The organism is Arsenophonus sp. ENCA (genome assembly GCF_002287155.1).
In the GTDB taxonomy this organism is placed as follows: Bacteria; Pseudomonadota; Gammaproteobacteria; order Enterobacterales; family Enterobacteriaceae; genus Arsenophonus; species Arsenophonus nilaparvatae.
In genome coordinates this window covers 1-17,696 of the sequence record NZ_NHNG01000481.1, presented here as the reverse complement: position 1 = coordinate 17,696, position 17,696 = coordinate 1, and the positions used below count along the sequence as shown (strand labels likewise).

General features: G+C 39.9%; 16 protein-coding genes, 2 tRNA genes and 2 pseudogenes. 4 read left to right on the top strand and 16 right to left on the bottom strand.

Annotation, left to right across the window (positions count from 1 at the left end):
• Positions 1–66: 66 nt before the first annotated feature.
• The 10 genes from infB to rlmE form a co-directional block, all read right to left on the bottom strand.
• Positions 67–2,757: a translation initiation factor IF-2 gene (gene infB / locus CBG25_RS12470; protein ID WP_290606982.1), complete on the bottom strand. Its 2,691-nt coding sequence runs from the start codon at positions 2,755–2,757 to the stop codon at positions 67–69.
• Between the two features lie 21 nt (positions 2,758–2,778).
• Complete coding sequence (gene nusA, locus CBG25_RS12465; RefSeq protein WP_290606980.1) at positions 2,779–4,293, bottom strand: transcription termination factor NusA; 1,515 nt, start codon at positions 4,291–4,293, stop codon at positions 2,779–2,781.
• Positions 4,294–4,316: 23 nt separating this feature from the next.
• A complete protein-coding gene (gene rimP, locus CBG25_RS12460; protein WP_032114389.1) occupies positions 4,317–4,769 on the bottom strand; it encodes a ribosome maturation factor RimP in 453 nt (150 codons plus the stop codon).
• A gap of 190 nt (positions 4,770–4,959) precedes the next feature.
• Positions 4,960–5,036, bottom strand: a tRNA-Met gene (locus CBG25_RS12455).
• Between the two features lie 59 nt (positions 5,037–5,095).
• A tRNA-Leu gene (locus CBG25_RS12450) sits at positions 5,096–5,185 on the bottom strand.
• 56 nt (positions 5,186–5,241) lie between these two features.
• Positions 5,242–5,580: a preprotein translocase subunit SecG gene (gene secG / locus CBG25_RS12445; protein ID WP_290606977.1), complete on the bottom strand. Its 339-nt coding sequence runs from the start codon at positions 5,578–5,580 to the stop codon at positions 5,242–5,244.
• A gap of 241 nt (positions 5,581–5,821) precedes the next feature.
• Positions 5,822–7,159: a phosphoglucosamine mutase gene (glmM, locus tag CBG25_RS12440; protein ID WP_290606975.1), complete on the bottom strand. Its 1,338-nt coding sequence runs from the start codon at positions 7,157–7,159 to the stop codon at positions 5,822–5,824.
• Complete coding sequence (folP, locus tag CBG25_RS12435; protein WP_290606973.1) at positions 7,152–8,000, bottom strand: dihydropteroate synthase; 849 nt, start codon at positions 7,998–8,000, stop codon at positions 7,152–7,154. Before folP ends, glmM begins: the two co-directional genes overlap by 8 nt.
• Positions 8,001–8,084: 84 nt before the next feature.
• A complete protein-coding gene (gene ftsH / locus CBG25_RS12430; RefSeq protein WP_290606971.1) occupies positions 8,085–10,028 on the bottom strand; it encodes an ATP-dependent zinc metalloprotease FtsH in 1,944 nt (647 codons plus the stop codon).
• A 59-nt stretch (positions 10,029–10,087) separates the two neighbouring features.
• Positions 10,088–10,717, bottom strand: coding sequence for a 23S rRNA (uridine(2552)-2'-O)-methyltransferase RlmE (rlmE, locus tag CBG25_RS12425; RefSeq protein ID WP_290606969.1), 630 nt, complete (start codon positions 10,715–10,717; stop codon positions 10,088–10,090).
• A 134-nt stretch (positions 10,718–10,851) separates the two neighbouring features.
• Between rlmE and yhbY the strand changes: the two genes are divergently transcribed.
• Positions 10,852–11,145 (top strand): ribosome assembly RNA-binding protein YhbY, encoded by a 294-nt coding sequence (gene yhbY / locus CBG25_RS12420; protein ID WP_290606967.1) that lies wholly within the window; start codon positions 10,852–10,854, stop codon positions 11,143–11,145.
• A 113-nt stretch (positions 11,146–11,258) separates the two neighbouring features.
• Here the strand turns inward: yhbY and greA are convergent, their stop codons facing one another.
• Positions 11,259–11,735 (bottom strand): transcription elongation factor GreA, encoded by a 477-nt coding sequence (greA, locus tag CBG25_RS12415; protein WP_290606965.1) that lies wholly within the window; start codon positions 11,733–11,735, stop codon positions 11,259–11,261.
• Between the two features lie 255 nt (positions 11,736–11,990).
• On the opposite strand from greA, the pseudogene dacB reads away from it, so the two are divergent.
• Positions 11,991–13,047 (top strand): annotated as a pseudogene (gene dacB, locus CBG25_RS12410) (D-alanyl-D-alanine carboxypeptidase/D-alanyl-D-alanine-endopeptidase).
• Positions 13,048–13,097: 50 nt separating this feature from the next.
• On the opposite strand, the gene cgtA reads toward dacB, so the two are convergent.
• The 3 genes from cgtA to rplU form a co-directional block, all read right to left on the bottom strand.
• Complete coding sequence (gene cgtA / locus CBG25_RS12405; protein ID WP_290606963.1) at positions 13,098–14,261, bottom strand: Obg family GTPase CgtA; 1,164 nt, start codon at positions 14,259–14,261, stop codon at positions 13,098–13,100.
• Between the two features lie 133 nt (positions 14,262–14,394).
• Entirely contained in the window at positions 14,395–14,652 is a 258-nt protein-coding gene (gene rpmA, locus CBG25_RS12400) for a 50S ribosomal protein L27 (protein WP_026821837.1), read from the bottom strand.
• A gap of 19 nt (positions 14,653–14,671) precedes the next feature.
• Complete coding sequence (rplU, locus tag CBG25_RS12395) at positions 14,672–14,980, bottom strand: 50S ribosomal protein L21 (protein ID WP_290606961.1); 309 nt, start codon at positions 14,978–14,980, stop codon at positions 14,672–14,674.
• 277 nt (positions 14,981–15,257) lie between these two features.
• Between rplU and ispB the strand changes: the two genes are divergently transcribed.
• The gene (ispB, locus tag CBG25_RS12390) at positions 15,258–16,229 is read left to right on the top strand and encodes an octaprenyl diphosphate synthase (RefSeq protein ID WP_290606959.1); all 972 of its coding nucleotides are present in this window, start codon (positions 15,258–15,260) and stop codon (positions 16,227–16,229) included.
• Between the two features lie 21 nt (positions 16,230–16,250).
• Here ispB and CBG25_RS12385 read toward each other — a convergent pair whose 3' ends face one another.
• Positions 16,251–16,643, bottom strand: a complete 393-nt coding sequence (locus CBG25_RS12385; RefSeq protein ID WP_290606957.1) for a DNA-binding protein — start codon at positions 16,641–16,643, stop codon at positions 16,251–16,253.
• A gap of 569 nt (positions 16,644–17,212) precedes the next feature.
• Between CBG25_RS12385 and CBG25_RS12380 the strand changes: the two are divergent.
• Positions 17,213–17,362, top strand: a pseudogene (locus CBG25_RS12380) (helix-turn-helix domain-containing protein); the annotation flags it as partial.
• A 53-nt stretch (positions 17,363–17,415) separates the two neighbouring features.
• Here CBG25_RS12380 and CBG25_RS12375 read toward each other — a convergent pair.
• On the bottom strand, positions 17,416–17,696 hold a 281-nt coding region (locus CBG25_RS12375), incomplete at its 5' end, for a transposase family protein (protein ID WP_290603775.1).

Below are 17,696 nucleotides of genomic sequence, written 5' to 3'. Positions count from 1 at the left end.
TAACTCTTTAATTAAAAGGCCATAACATCAGTTATGGCCTTTTAATAAGCATCAATAAAGCAGGCATTAATTATCAATAGAACGTTTCACTTCAATGATTTCAAATACTTCTATCATATCACCTACACGTACATCATTATAATTCTTCACACCAATACCACACTCCATGCCATTGCGTACTTCGTTGACATCATCTTTAAAGCGACGTAATGATTCCAACTCACCTTCATAAATAACCACATTATCCCGCAATACACGGATAGGGTTATTACGCTTGATTATGCCTTCAACAACCATACAACCAGCAATGGCCCCAAACTTAGGTGATTTAAACACATCACGGACTTCGGCTAATCCGATAATTTGCTGTTTATATTCAGGCGCCAACATGCCACTCATCGCCTGTTTGATCTCATCGATAAGACTATAAATAACCGAGTAATAGCGTAGATCCAAATTTTCGCTTTCAACAATGCGTCTTGCTGCAGCATCAGCGCGGACATTGAAACCAATGATAATTGCATTAGAAGCAGCAGCCAATGTAACATCGGTTTCTGTAATACCACCCACACCTGAACCAATAATTTTTACTTTCACTTCATCAGTTGATAATTTTTGCAACGAATCAGTAATGGCTTCACAGCTACCTTGTACATCGGTTTTTAATACAATATTTAACTCAGAAATCTTACCATCTTCCATATTAGCAAACATGTTTTCTAGTTTTGACTTCTGCTGGCGTGCCAATTTTACTTCTCGGAATTTACCTTGACGATAAAGTGCAACCTCACGCGCTTTCTTTTCATCACGGACAACCGTTGCTTCATCGCCTGCTGAAGGTACATTTGATAACCCCAGAATTTCAACCGGAATCGATGGCCCAGCAGACTGAATATCTTCACCTAATTCATTACGCATTGCACGAATACGGCCATACTCAAAACCACATAGTACAATGTCACCTTTATTAAGGGTGCCTTCCTGAACTAAAATCGTCGCAACCGAACCGCGACCTTTGTCCAAATAAGACTCGATAACAACACCACTTGCCATTCCAGTACGAACCGCTTTGAGTTCTAATACTTCAGCTTGTAATAAGATAGCTTCTAATAATTCATCAATCCCTGTCCCTTTTTTGGCAGATACATTGATAAATTGATTTTCGCCACCCCACTCTTCAGCCACAACACCATATTGCGACAGCTCATTTTTGACGCGATCAGGATCAGCTTCGTGTTTATCAATTTTATTAACTGCAACGACAACTGGCACATTAGCGGCCTTGGCATGCTGAATAGCTTCTATCGTCTGAGGCATCACACCATCATCCGCCGCAACGACCAAAACAACAATATCCGTTGCTTTAGCACCGCGGGCACGCATTGAAGTAAATGCAGCATGTCCTGGTGTATCTAAGAAGGTAATCATGCCTTTATCTGTTTCAACATGATAGGCACCTATGTGCTGCGTAATGCCGCCAGCTTCACCCGATGCAACTTTAGTTGAACGAATATAGTCAAGTAATGAAGTTTTACCATGGTCAACATGCCCCATGATGGTTACAACTGGCGCCCGAGGTTCTGCAACTGCTTCACCGGTATCACGATCATTTAAAATCGCTTCTTCCAGCTCATTTTCACGCCGTAAAATAACTTTATGCCCCATTTCCTCTGCCACAAGTTGCGCTGTTTCTTGATCAACAACCTGATTAATGGTCACCATAGCGCCCATTTTCATCATGGTCTTGACAACTTGTGAGCCTTTGACTGCCATCTTATTCGCTAATTCAGCAACCGAGATAGTTTCGCCTATCACAACATCACGGTTAATAACCGCAACCGGTTTTGTAAAACTTTGCTGTAATGAACTAGTTTTTTTCTGTTTACCTTTGGTTTTATTCGTACGACCAACCGCTCGCTCTTCTTCGCGATCAGCTTTTTTAGAATGTTTATTATTTTTTTTCTGCCGAGTAGCCTTTCCAGCTCGATTTCGGGCGCGACGGCCTTCTTCTTGGGCATCATTTTCATCTTCTGCTTCACGAGCATGACGAGAAGTCGTAGTATGATAATCTGCATTATCTTCCGTTTCGTCATTACTACTCCAACGATTGGAGTTTTCCTCTGCCATACGACGAGCTTCTTCGGCAACGCGTTTAGCTTCCGCTTCAACCTTACGTCGCATCTCTTCTTCAGCTTTACGTTTAAGCTCTGCTGCCTCAGCTTCGCGACGCTGTTTTTCAGTATAAGCAGCCGAATCTTGACTGGATTTAGCTGTTTTTGGATTATTTTTACTTTGTTTCACTTTCTCTTTTTCCGCTGCTTCGCGCTTTGCTTTTTCAGCTGCTTCACGCTTCGCTTTTTTCTCTTCAGCTTCACGTTTCGCTTTTTTTTCTGCTTCGCGCTTTGCTTGCTCTTCCGCTTCATGCTTCACTTGTTCTTCAGCTTTCGCTTTTTCCAAGGCATCGCGGTCAACATATGTGCGCTTTTTACGAACCTCAATGTTGACTGATTTACTTTTTCCGCCAGTACTCGGCACACTTAGTGTGCTGCGAGTTTTTCGCTGTAGTGTTAATTTGCCAGTCTGGTTACCTGTCGTCCCATCTTCACGATTTAAGTATGCAAGTAAAGTTTCTTTTTCATTTTGAGTAACAGCATCATTTTCAGTTTTCTTTATCCCTGCATCAGCAAACTGCTGTACCAGGCGTTCAACTGAAGTTTGAATCTCTGCTGCCAATGATTTTACAGTTTCATCTGCCATTCTGTTCCTTCCTGCTACAAATTATTTTGGATCGTTGCCAAACCAGCAAATATTGCGCGCAGCCATAATAATTTCACCAGCCTGTTCATCATTCAGCCCTTCTTCAATATCTCTCAGATCGTCGATCCCCTGTTCGGCAAGATCTTCCAATGTACAAATACCATGAGCAGCTAGGTTCATTGCTAAAGCATGATTCATACCTGGTAGATTTAACAGATCCTCAGTTGGCTGATTATCACCCATACTCTCTTTTTGAGCCAATTCTAATGTCGTCAGCGCTGCTTTCGCTCTTTCACGCAAAACTTCAATCGTTGTCTCATCAAGACCTTCAATTTCTAATAGTTCGTTGATTGGTACATAAGCTAATTCTTCTAATGTAGAAAAACCTTCTTCAACGAGAGCAGTAGCGAATTCTTCATCAATATCAAGGTGCTTAACAAAAGAATCAATAGATGCATGTGCCTCTGCTTGATGTTTAGCTTCAAGTTCTTCCGCGGTCATTACATTCAATTCCCATCTGTCATCTCCACGATGCTTTTTCATTAACTGGGAAGCTAAGCGAACATTTTGTCCATTGCGGCCAATTGCCTGAGCCAAATTACTACTTTCAACGGCAACATCCATCGTACATTTATCTTCATCAACGACAATAGAGGCAACGTCAGCTGGTGCCATCGCATTAATCACAAATTGTGCAGGATTATCATCCCACAAAACAATATCAATACGCTCTCCTCCAAGTTCGCTTGATACTGCTTGCACCCTTGCACCACGCATCCCAACACAAGCGCCTACTGGATCGATGCGTTTATCATTCGTTTTTACGGCAATTTTTGCCCGCGATCCTGGATCACGAGCAGCGGCTTTAATTTCAATAATTTCTTCACCGATTTCCGGTACTTCTATGCGAAATAATTCTACTAACATTTCAGGACGAGAACGGCTAACAAACAGCTGCGCTCCACGCGCTTCTGGGCGTACATCATACAATGCACCACGCACACGGTCACCTGGTCGAAAGTTTTCACGTGGTAACATATCTTCCCGTAAAATTACCGCTTCGGCATTATTACCTAAATCCAAGGTAATATTTTCACGATTAACTTTTTTTACCACCCCGGTAATGATTTCACCTTGCTGCTCACGAAATTGCTCGACAACCATCGCTCTCTCAGCTTCACGTACCTTTTGAACAATAACCTGTTTTGCAGTTTGAGTGGTAATGCGGTCAAAGGTGACAGACTCTATTTGATCCTCTACATAATCGCCTAAATTAATCTCTGAGTCTTCAAATTTTGCCGCATCTAAAGTAATTTCCCGTGTCGGCAGTGTAACTTCTTCAACCACCAACCAACGACGAAATGTATCAAAATCTCCCGTTTTACGATCAATATTAACGCGAACATAAATCTCTTGTTCATATTTTTTCTTAGTAGCTGTTGCTAATGCGGTTTCAAGCGCTTCAAAGATTTTTTCGCGAGGAAGCGATTTTTCATTAGAAACCGCTTCCACAACAGCCAGAATTTCTTTATTCATCCTAGTTGCCTCATTGAACTTTATTAAAAGTGGGGTACCAGGTTAGCTTTCTGGATGTTTTTTAGTGCAAACACTTCGTCCTTGCCATCCACAGTAACCGTAATCATTTCGTCATCAACAGCTTTAATTATACCTCGCCATTTACGACGGTTCTGCATTGCTATTCTTAATATTAAATTCACTTCTTTACCAATAAAATGCTGATAGTGTGCAACAGTAAAGAGTGGACGCTCAAGTCCTGGTGAAGATATCTCCAGGTTATAGAGCTCTGAGATCGGATCCTCAACATCCAGTACTGCACTGACCTGGTGGCTAACTTCGGCACAATCATCAACGGTAATACCATTTTCGTTATCAATATAAACGCGTAATGTCGAAACCCGTGCTCGAATAAACTCCAGACCAACAAATTCAAAACCTAGAGCTTCTACCGGCACTGAAATCATCGATATTAATTTTTGCTCTAACGTGGACAAACCCCACCCCCAGACATAAAAAAAGGGCTAAAAGCCCAGTAATTCTGTTTTAAATAACAAAAAACCCCGAAAACCGGGGCTTTATGCAACTGGACCCTATACACTGCCAGTAGGTTTAACCCCTGACTCAGCACTCTTCCAAACGAAAATAATCCAATTAGACGCCTGAAATAGATCATATGCTAAGAAGTGGTTGCGGGAGCCGGATTTGAACCGACGACCTTCGGGTTATGAGCCCGACGAGCTACCAAGCTGCTCCATCCCGCGTTCCGAAATTCCGCAAATTTTACGCTGATAATATGCGAAACGCAAGCTATCTTTTAAAATGGTGCCGAGAACGGGACTTGAACCCGTACGCCCATTTTATAGGCACTACCACCTCGAGGTAGCGTGTATACCAATTTCACCACCTCGGCACACCAGTAAGACAATTTTTTAATAAAACCGCCTCACTACACAAATTGTTGCTTAATTAATGAGGGATATCACTTGTTGGTGCTACAGGCGCTGTAGGAACTCCCACTGGTTTCTCAACTTTAACAGGTTCACCAATGTTTTCCCATTTGCTTCCAGTCACACTTTTATTAGCAGTTAAATTCCCTAAAATTAAACTGATAACAAAGAATAATGTTGCAAAGATAGCCGTCATCCGCGTCATAAAATTACCTGATCCTGATGAACCAAATAATGTTGCAGAAGCACCTGCACCGAATGAAGCTCCGATATCAGCACCTTTCCCTTGTTGCAGCATGACAATACCAATCAGCGCAATTGAGACTAATAAAAGGATAACCAAAAGGGTTATGTACATAGCTAACTACCTATTTGACAATAAAATTCGGAAAAACTTATCTACTGCAACTTGCTCTTTAAGTCGTTACTTTAAGGAGCGGTTTTGAATACTAACCAAACCTTAGCTGACAAGCAAGATTATTTTTATCTCATCGTACTATTTGTAGAAAAAAACAACAAAAGTTGTTCTCCAAAGCCAGTTGACGAAAAATGACACAATACTTATACAACTATATGATCTTTTGTAAAAATATTATGACCTATTTCACTTGCTTGACCACTTCAGCAATGCGATTAGCCATTGCGGTAACCTGCTTTTCATTCTCACCTTCCACCATGATGCGAATTAAAGGCTCGGTACCTGATTTACGCAATAAAACCCGTCCTCTACCTGCTAGTTCTTTTTTCACTTGGTTTACCACATTTAAAACTTCTTCTGTGGCCAATGGATTATGGCTACCGGAAAAACGCACATTTATTAATACCTGAGGCATCAATTTAACCTCACAACAGAGATCATAAAGGCTCATATTATTACGGATCATCGCACTTAGAACTTGTAAACCAGCAATAATTCCATCACCTGTTGTCGTTTTATCTAACAAAATAATATGGCCTGAATTTTCAGCACCAAGCCGCCATCCTTGCTCTTGTAATTTTTCGAGAACATAACGATCGCCAACTTTTGCCCTGATAAAAGGTATATCCAACTGTTGCAGGGCTAATTCTAATCCCATATTACTCATTAAAGTGCCAACAACTCCACCGTGCAATTGACCTTGTCGAAGTGCATCACGCGCAATAATATAAAGAATTTGATCGCCATCTATTCTATTACCACGATGATCAACCATTATTACCCGATCACCATCACCATCAAAAGCAAGACCAATATCCGCTTTTTCTGTTACCACACGTTTTTGCAATAGCGTAACATCAGTCGCGCCACAACCCTCATTAATATTCAGTCCATTTGGTTCACAGCCGATTGCGATGACTTCCGCACCAAGCTCAGTTAAAACATTCGGGGCAATATGATAGGTTGCGCCATTAGCACAATCTAAAACTATTTTTAATCCACTTAAACTTTGGTCACTGGGAAACGTCCCTTTGCAATACTCTATATAACGCCCAGCAGCATCAACAATGCGACTCGCTCGTCCTAATTCGGCAGACTCAACACAAGTAAGTGGTTTTTCCATCTCAGCTTCTATTGCTTCTTCTACATCATCAGGTAATTTAGTGCCATCAATCGAAAAGAATTTAATACCATTATCATAATAGGGATTATGGGAAGCAGAAATAACAATGCCCGCTTCAGCCCGGTATGTGCGTGTTAAATAAGCAATCGCTGGTGTAGGCATAGGACCTGTAAATGCAGCTGATAACCCAGCTGCTGCAAGACCCGCTTCTAAAGATGACTCCAACATATAACCTGAAATGCGTGTATCTTTACCTATGATTATTTTACGAGAACCATGCCGCGCTAAAACCTTACCCGCTGCCCAACCCAATTTCAAAACAAAATCAGGGGTAATTGGGTTTTCTCCTACTTTGCCACGAATACCATCGGTGCCAAAATATTTGCGCTTACTCATAATCATCTGTTTCCTTTACTGAAAGGGTTGCTTGAACAATCTTCATAGCCTGTACAGTTTCTTTTACATCATGAGCACGAATAATCTGTGCTCCCTGCATAGCTGCGATAACTGCGCATGCGATACCGCCAATAAGCCGTTCCTCTAGTGGTACATCTAATAGTTCACCAATCATAGATTTACGTGACATACCCACTAATAGTGGCACTCCGAAAGCATGAAATTCATTCAATTTCGCTAATAATTGATAATTATGCACCAAGTTTTTACCAAAACCGAAACCTGGATCAATAATCAAACGATTTTTCGCAATGCCAGCCTCTTCACAGCGTTCAATTTCATCTGATAAATACTGTTTTACTTCTACAACCACATTTTTATAATCGGGTGTTTGTTGCATTGTCTTAGGTTGACCTAACATATGCATAATACAGATCGGTAATCCTGTTTCAGCCGCAGCTTCTAATGCACCCGGTTCATGTAACGACCGAACATCATTAATAATATGCGCACCTGCTCTAGCTGCCTCTGTCATGACAACACCTTTAGAAGTATCAACAGAAACCCAAACATCAAAACGGTCAGTTACTGCTTCGATTATTGGGATAACTCGATCAAGTTCTTGCTGTAGACTGACTTCACTAGCACCCGGACGGGTTGATTCACCACCAATATCGATAATTGCCGCACCATGGTTAACCATACTAGCTACATGCTTGAGCGCATAGTCATAACGATTGTATATACCACCATCAGAAAAAGAGTCTGGAGTAACATTTAATATTCCCATAACAACAGGACAATTAAGATCAAGCTCTATTTTTCGGGCAGTAATTTTCATAATCACCTTACTCAACCAAACAAAACCCCAGGTTGTCCTGGGGTTTCAATCATTTATTCATTTCACATAGAGAACCAATGATCATTAACGATTCTCTGTGTTACTTCCATTATCATTTTCTTGCACATTATCTTCACCCTGAGCGGCAGAAATATTCTTTTCTGGCTCTCCTTGTGATGAGGATGTTGTAGTAGGATTACTATCATTATCATCCCAGCCAGCTGGAGCTCTAACTGGACGGCGATTCATCAAATCATCAATTTGAGGTGCATCAATGGTTTCATATTTCATCAATGCATCCTTCATCGCATGCAAAATATCCATGTGTTCATTCAAAATCTGACGAGCTCGTTTATAATTACGATCAATAATCGCCTTGATCTCTTCATCAATTGCTCGCGCAGTTTCGTCTGACATATGATTAGCTTTAGCAACCGAGCGGCCCAGGAAAACCTCACCTTCTTCTTCGGCATAGAGCAATGGCCCTAATTTCTCAGAAAAACCCCATTGCGTCACCATATTACGAGCAAGATTAGTTGCTACTTTAATGTCGTTTGACGCGCCAGTAGATACCTTTTCTGAACCGTAAATAATTTCTTCAGCTAATCTGCCGCCATAAAGCGTAGAAATTTGACTTTCTAGCTTTTGCCGACTCGCACTAATTTGATCACCTTCTGGCAAGAAGAATGTGACACCTAACGCACGACCTCGTGGGATAATTGTCACTTTATGAACAGGATCATGTTCTGGAACAATACGTCCTATAATCGCATGGCCAGCCTCATGATAAGCCGTAGATTCTTTTTGTTCCTCTGTCATCACCATAGAGCGACGTTCAGCACCCATCATGATCTTGTCTTTTGCCTTTTCGAATTCCACCATCGTGACAACACGCTTATTTCCGCGTGCTGCAAAAAGGGCGGCTTCATTAACTAAATTAGCTAAATCAGCACCAGAAAAACCAGGTGTGCCTCGTGCCAATACTGAAGCATCAACACTAGGATCTAAAGGTACACGGCGCATATGAACTTTCAAAATCTGCTCACGACCACGTACATCAGGTAAACCCACAACAACCTGCCTATCAAAACGTCCAGGACGCAATAATGCCGGATCTAACACATCGGGACGGTTGGTAGCGGCAATAACAATAATACCTTCATTACCTTCAAATCCATCCATCTCTACCAACATTTGGTTAAGAGTTTGTTCACGTTCATCGTGCCCTCCTCCCAAACCTGCGCCACGTTGGCGGCCAACCGCATCGATTTCGTCAATAAATATGATACAAGGCGCGGCTTTCTTTGCTTGTTCAAACATATCACGAACTCGAGAAGCACCAACACCAACGAACATTTCTACGAAATCTGAACCGGAGATAGTAAAAAAGGGAACTTTTGCTTCACCTGCAATGGCTTTTGCCAATAAAGTTTTACCTGTTCCCGGTGGCCCTACCATCAGAATTCCCTTAGGAATTTTACCACCTAATTTTTGAAAACGACCCGGTTCACGCAAATATTCAACTAGCTCACCAACTTCTTCTTTTGCTTCATCACAACCAGCAACATCAGCAAAAGTGGTTTTAATTTGATCTTCTGTCAGCATGCGCGCCTTACTCTTACCAAAGGACATAGCACCTTTGCCACCTCCTCCTTGCATCTGACGCATAAAAAAGATCCAAACCCCAATTAGTAATAGCATTGGGAACCAGGAAATGAAAATAGTCGCTAAGAAACTTTGCTCTTGAGGTGGTTCACCAATGACGGTGACATGCCTTTCAAGCAAGGTATCCAACAATCTTGGATCCTCTCTCACTGGAATATAAGTCGTATAACGACTGTTATCCGTTTTCTTAACACTAATTTCACGATCAGAAATCCGCACTTCACGTATCTGATCCTGAGTTAACTCATTCATAAAGGTAGAATAATCCACCCTGCGACTATTCGAATCGCTAGGACCAAAACTCTGGAATAGAGACATCAGGACTACCGCAATGACTACCCAGAGAATCAGGTTTTTCGCCATGTCACTCAAGGGATGAACCTCTTCATTACAACTATGTTAAATAAATAACGTACAGGGTACTATATTTTGCGTCCTGTCGCTACAATGTACACTTCACGTGAACGTGACCGTGAAGCATCTGGTTTACGAATTTTAACTTTCAAAAATAGAGAGCGAATTTCCCTCAGATATTCATCAAAGCCTTCTCCCTGAAATACTTTAACAATAAAACTTCCCCCAGTAGCCAGTACATCGCGACACATATCCAACGCTAGCTCAACCAGATACATGGATCGAGGAATATCGACCGCAGGTGTCCCACTCATATTGGGAGCCATATCAGACATAACAACCTGGACTTTTTTATCACCAGCTCGTTCAAGTAATGCCTTCAATATCTGCTCATCCCGAAAATCTCCTTGTAAGAAATCAACACCTACGATGGGATCCATTAGTAATAAATCACTTGCAATAACCCGCCCTGTCTGGCCAACTTTGCTTACTGCATATTGAGACCAACCACCAGGCGCTGCCCCTAAATCAACAACGGTCATACCAGGTTTAAATATTTTATCACTCTGCTGGATCTCATCCAATTTAAACCATGCACGCGAGCGAAACCCTTTTTTTTGTGCTTGAAGAACGTATTTATCACTAAAATGTTCCTGCAACCAACGACTAGAGCTTGCTGAACGCTTTTTATTAGCCATTGTTTTTCCAACTATACTTATAAAATAACACTGATCTCTGCCATTTTCGATATACCAAAATTATAGAATTTATGGTGATAACTAAAAGATGGCGGTAGAATGTACCGTTTTCAATCCCACTAAAGCAAAAAACAATGACTCTTAATAAAAAGCAAATACAATATCTAAAAAGCCTTGCTCATCATCTAAAGCCTGTTGTAATGATAGGTAACAATGGTTTAACTGAAGGTGTTTTAGCTGAAATCGAACAATCTTTGTCATATCATGAACTTATTAAAATCAAGATAGCGAGCGAAGATCGCGAAAGCAAAAATTTTATAGCTAACGCTATTGTTCGAGAAACCGATGCTATCAATGTGCAAATTATTGGTAAAATTTTGATACTCTATCGCCCTTCTGAAGCACGCAAGATCATTTTACCTAAATAAGTTTTCTACATTTATACAAAAATGCCATCCCACTTCAAGGTAAAAAAGGCCGCTTTGGCCTCTTTTACTTTTGAATTAACTCAAGAACATAACACTTTAAGATAAAATGAAAATCAAATATATTCCACTCGTAAAATTTCATATTCAACTTCACCGCCAGGGGTGTTGATAACTGCCACATCATCCATAGTCTTACCGATCAGGCCTCGAGCTATTGGTGAATTAACAGAAATGAGATTTTCTTTGATGTCGGCTTCATCATCACCCACAATACGATAAATCTGATCTTCATTTGTCATTACATTAAATACGGTAACTGTCGCGCCGAATATTACACGACCCTCATTTTTCATTTTTTTTACATCAATAACTTGCGCATGAGACAATTTAGCCTCAATTTCTTGGATACGCCCTTCGCAAAACCCTTGCTGCTCACGCGCTGCATGATATTCTGCATTTTCTTTCAAATCACCATGTTCACGTGCTTCTGCAATAGCAGCAATAATTTCAGGACGGCGAATATTCTTTAAAAATTCTAACTCTTTACGCAGCTTGTCTGCGCCACGTACCGTCATTGGAATCTGTTTCATTAATAAATGCCTCTGATTCTTTCCTAAATAAAAATTAAATATCTTCCTGATTTTTCTGTCATTAAAGCAAATTAGCACTTCTGACAAAACAACATTCTGGGCAAACAAAAAAGGGGGCAAACCTTGTTAACTATTAATTTACAACTTTATTATTCTATCATTTAATTAACCATTCTAACGCACACTTAATGCTAGGTCACCGTTTACTTTTTTCTGCATTACACTTTAGTATGTCTACTTTTATATACAGCACTTATGGCTTTTTTTAAAAAAATTGGAAGATCATATTGGTTATTTAACCTACTTTTCATATTCAATCAGGCGCTATCAGCGCCAATTGAAAACTATATTAATTATCTGCCTGCAGGTACAAATCTCTCTTTTATCGCGCAAAAAGTGGGGAGTGATAGTCCATTGTTCGATTACCATAGCCAACAAATGGCACTACCTGCAAGTACTCAAAAAATTATTACCGCACTAGCTGCATTACTTCAATTAGGTCGTGATTATCAATTTGTCACCCATTTCGAAACTGAAGGAAAAATTATCGATCATCGTTTAAAAGGTGATTTGGTTGTACGCTTCACTGGCGATCCAACCTTTACCATTAGCATTTGCCGTTCAAAACGGCGCAAGCTATGCAGGAGCTATTATAAAAACTAACCTGATAGATGCCAAAATCACGATTACCGGGCACATTAAACAACGCCACTTGCCTACCATAGCAGGAAATATTCTGGCCACGACAAAATCTAAACAGCTACATCATTTGCTGACAGTAATGTTAAAAAAATCTGATAATATGATAGCTGATGCGATCTTTAGAACCATAGGCCGTGAATATTATGGAGTCCCGGGTACTTGGTCTTCTGGCTCCGATGCTATCCGCCAGATTTTAAAACAGAAAGCCAATATTAACTTAGCCAATACGATTATGGTAGATGGTTCAGGACTATCTCGTCACAATTTAATTACACCAACGGCTATGATGTCTATTTTGCAATATATTGCTAAACATGATAGTCAACTGAACTTTATCGCTATGTTACCATTAGCTGGTCATGATGGCACTTTACGTTATCGTGGTGGCTTAGACAATGCAGGCGTTAATGGTAAGGTCTCAGCTAAAACCGGTGCTTTGCAAGGAGTATATAACCTTGTCGGCTTCATTACCGCGCAAAGTGGTCAGCGTATCGCTTTCGTGCAGTTTATTTCAGCTTATAGCTTGCCACCAGCGCAATATAATAGTCGCCGTATTCCGCTTGTCCGTTTTGAAAGCCATCTCTATAAAGATCTTTATCGTAATTACTAATAGAAAAACGGGTATCTACTCGATACCCGCTAAAAAATAATTCGCATTAATTAACGCTTATAAATGAAGTCGATTCCCTGTTCATCGTCTTCATTCCAATCGTCATCATCCAGATCCGTTTCATTATCAAGTAGTTGTTCTTTGTGATAATCATCCCACATAAATTCAGCTTTATCGGATCCTGCACTATCTACCGATATATTTTGAGGATGGGCTTGGATAAACGTCATAATATCCCAGCAAAGTGTTTTAACACCTAGCTGATTTACCGCAGAAATCTGATAATACTTATCTTGCCATCCTAATGCTTCAACAATGGCTTTTATACGGTCATTAGCCTCTTCGGGGGTCAAAAGATCAACTTTGTTAAAAACCAACCACCGCGGTTTTTGTGCTAATTTCTCACTATATTTTTCCAGTTCCGCATCAATTATTTTGGCATTTTGAGCCGGATCAGAACCATCAATAGGGCAAATATCAATAAGATGCAGAAGTATCGTGCAACGTTCCAAATGCTTTAAGAAACGAATGCCAAGACCTGTTCCTTCTGCCGCTCCCTCAATTAAGCCAGGGATATCAGCAATAACAAAGCTTTGCTCACTATCCATGCGTACTACGCCCAAACTCGGCACCAAAGTAGTAAATGGATAATCAGCAACTTTGGGTTTTGCCGCCGAGACTGAGCGACTGAAAGTCGATTTACCGGCATTCGGCATACCTAGCATGCCTACATCAGCCAATAACATCAATTCAAGTAGCAATTCTCTTGTTTCACCTTTCGTTCCCATCGTTTTTTGACGGGGAGCACGGTTGACTGATGATTTAAATCGGGTATTACCTAAACCATGAAATCCACCTTTCGCAACCATTAAACGTTGCCCGTGACGCGTCATATCACCAACGATTTCTCTGGCTGAAAAATCACGTATTCGCGTGCCAACCGGGACTTTAATGGTCTTATCTTGACCACGTTTGCCAGTACAATCACGACTTTGACCATTCTGTCCCCGCTCAGCCTGGAAGATTGTTTCAAATCGATAATCGATCAATGTATTAAGATTTTCATCAGCCAACAGATAAACATCTCCACCATCTCCACCATCTCCACCATCAGGCCCACCCTTAGGGATATATTTTTCACGGCGGAAGCTAACGCAGCCATTGCCGCCATCGCCAGCTGTAACTAATATTTTGGCTTCATCAACAAATTTCATTATCTTTTCTCCGCATACTAGACATTATACGCTAGATGGTAGTCTTACCCAGAGATGGTATCACATAAGGTAATATAAAAAGCCCCGCAAAATTGCAGGGCTTTTTTAAACGCTATTTAAAGATCAAAAAAACTTATTCAGCTTCGATACTGACATATTTACGATTTTTTGGTCCTTTAATTTCAAATTTAACTTTTCCGTCAGCCAATGCAAACAGGGTATGATCGCGACCACAACCAACATTACTACCAGCATGGAATTTCGTACCACGCTGACGAACAATAATGCTACCTGCCAACACAGATTCACCACCAAAACGTTTTACACCTAGGCGTTTTGCTTCGGAATCGCGACCGTTACGCGTTGAGCCGCCAGCCTTTTTATGTGCCATTAATCTGCTCTCCTAATTCTTAAGCAATACCAGTGATCTTAACATCAGTAAACCACTGACGGTGGCCCTGTTGTTTACGGCTATGTTTACGGCGACGAAATTTAACAATTTTAATTTTCTCACCGCGACCATGCGCAATAACTTCAGCTTTAACTTTGATGCCTTCAACGACAGGAGCACCGATTTTAATATCATCACCGTCGGCGATCATCAATACTTGATCGAACTCAACAGTTTCAGCTGTCGCAATGTCTAGCTTTTCCAGGCGAACTGTTTGGCCTTCGCTGACTCGGTGTTGTTTACCACCACTTTGGAAAACCGCGTACATATAAACTCCGATTAACACACTCCCTTAGCATATTTGATTTCAGAGTGCATTTTATAAAATATTCACAATAGGGCGCGAATTCTACGCAAAAAAGCATCAGAAGACAAGCCTAGAATTCAATATAATAATAAAAAATCTACTTTCTGAAGTGTATTTATTCCGTAGCCGTTCATTTGTAATTAATTTTACAGTACAATTAGCGGCAGATTAACAGAACGAAATCACTTGACTAAATATTATGTTTAGGTAAAACCAAATTGATAAAAGAATTTATAAAATGAATTTAGAATCAATTATCAATCTAACCGCAAAAGACATGGAAGCGGTTAATAAAACAATCTTGAATCAATTAAATTCAGATGTCCATCTCATTAATCAGCTGGGCCACTATATTATTAGCGGTGGTGGAAAAAAAATTCGGCCCATGATTGCTATCCTGGTTGGGAGGGCTTTAGGATATCAAGGAGAAAAACACATTAATGTAGCAGCATTGGTTGAATTTGTTCATACCGCAACACTACTACATGATGATGTTGTTGATGAGTCCACCTTGCGGCGCGGTAAAAAAACAGCAAATGCTGTTTTTGGTAATGCTGCCAGTGTATTAGTAGGAGACTTCATTTATACCCGATCATTTCAAATGATGACAGAGCTTGATTCTATGCCTGTTTTAAAGCTGATGTCTGATGCAACAAATATCATCGCAGAAGGTGAGGTTTCACAATTAATCAATTGTAATAATCCAGACATCACCGAAAGTACCTATATACAAATAATATATAGTAAAACTGCACGCCTATTTGAAGCAGCGACACACGCATCAGCGATCGTATCAGGTGCCAATGAAATCCAACAGCAAGCCTTACAAGATTATGGCCGTTATCTTGGTACTGCCTTCCAACTGATTGATGATCTTCTGGATTATGATGCGGATAGTACTACTATTGGCAAAAATATTGGCGATGATTTGGATGAAGGAAAACTAACACTACCTCTACTTCATGCAATGAAAAAAGGCACCGCAGAAGAATCTGCACTTATTCGTAACTCAATAGAAAAAGGTAATGGGCGCCATTTACTCAGTATCATATTAATTACCATGAAACGCTGTGGCTCTCTTGAATATACCCGCAGCCGAGCTAGAGAGGAAGCTGATAAAGCAATTAAAACTCTCGATATCTTACCTGATACATCTTATAAAGATGCTCTAATTAGCTTGGCTTGCATTTCCGTTCAACGCCCCTCATAATAAAAACTTCTCTGGAACAGTTCATCCTGTTCCAGAGTTATCTTCTTCCACCAATATCGCTTCACAGCAATTGATATAACCAATTAACTTTTCCAATCCTTCCCGTAAAATAAATTTAATAATCTTTTCACGCTCTTTTTTTGTTAATTGTTTATAAGCTTCGACCCAAATTAAAAAAGCATCTTGTCGTTTTCCTTTGCCGCGATAATCAATAGAGTTATCATTTAGCGATAATACATTAAATACATCTTCAGGTAGACTACTAACATGATATTCAACAGCTTTGCCTTGAACCCCACGTTTTCGACGTTGCTCCCATCCTTCCCTGCGAGCCATTAGGTTGATACCTTGTGGTGATGAAGGCAAACCAACCAATCCAGCGAGTTCTTTCGCGATATACCATTCTTTTTTCATAATTTTCTCGCATCACTTTTGGTATTAATACATAACCTAATTCTGCAAATCTAATTGTTAAAAATGGTGGCCTTTTAGATTATTTTTTTCTTTTAAAACCCTCCCAATTTTCTAACCATAGAAAAAGCATTGAATAAAATTGTAGGGTTATTTCTTTTTTTATCTCTTGCAAATATTGTTCTCCTTTTCACTATCATTATTAACTAATTTTTTTCTATTAATATCGGACAAATTATTTTATAACTATTAATTCTAAGGAATTAATATAAATTAAAGATTTTTATTTTTGTCATTCTATTATACTGAATTAACATAACTAGAATTAATTATTTATACTCCTAATAAATTGAAGAGAGCCTCACTATATTTCTTAAAATATCTATAAAATTTCTCTATTTTTTGTAATCAAGTTCAAAAAAGAGATTTTTAAGAAAAAAAATAAGAAACTATTAAAGAAAAAAAATGTTATTTTATTTCTAATAACAAGTTCTAGTTCGAAATACATGTCAGAACTATCTGTCATTTATACCACTAATACAGCAATATATTTAATAGAAAAAGGATTAAAAATGATTTCACAGAAATCTGATTGGCATCCTGCGGATATTATTGCAGCGCTAAAAAAACGCGGAACAACATTAGCAGCTATATCAAGACAAGCAGGTTTAAGCTCTTCAACACTAGCCAATGCATTATCTCGGCCCTGGCCAAAAGGAGAATAAGCGTGTTGCTTAATAGTGAAATAAGGGTGTTTCGGTGATTGAAGTAAATTTTACGCTGTTCTGAGATGGAAATTCCAAAGACCTGCGCTAAGGAGTAAGAAGGTATCATCAATAAAGGGTCTACGATTCCGTAAAATTTGGGTCATGCAACCGAGGCGCTTGATACCCGCGATGGCGTGTTCAACTGTAATACGGATGCCCGAGATTATTTTATTTTCTTGTTTTTGTTCAGGCGATAAAGGTCTTTTTCGAGTTCCTTTTTTTGGGATTTGTGTATTAGGATGCTGTTTATCTATACCTTGAAAACCGGTATCTGCCCAGATGGTTACCT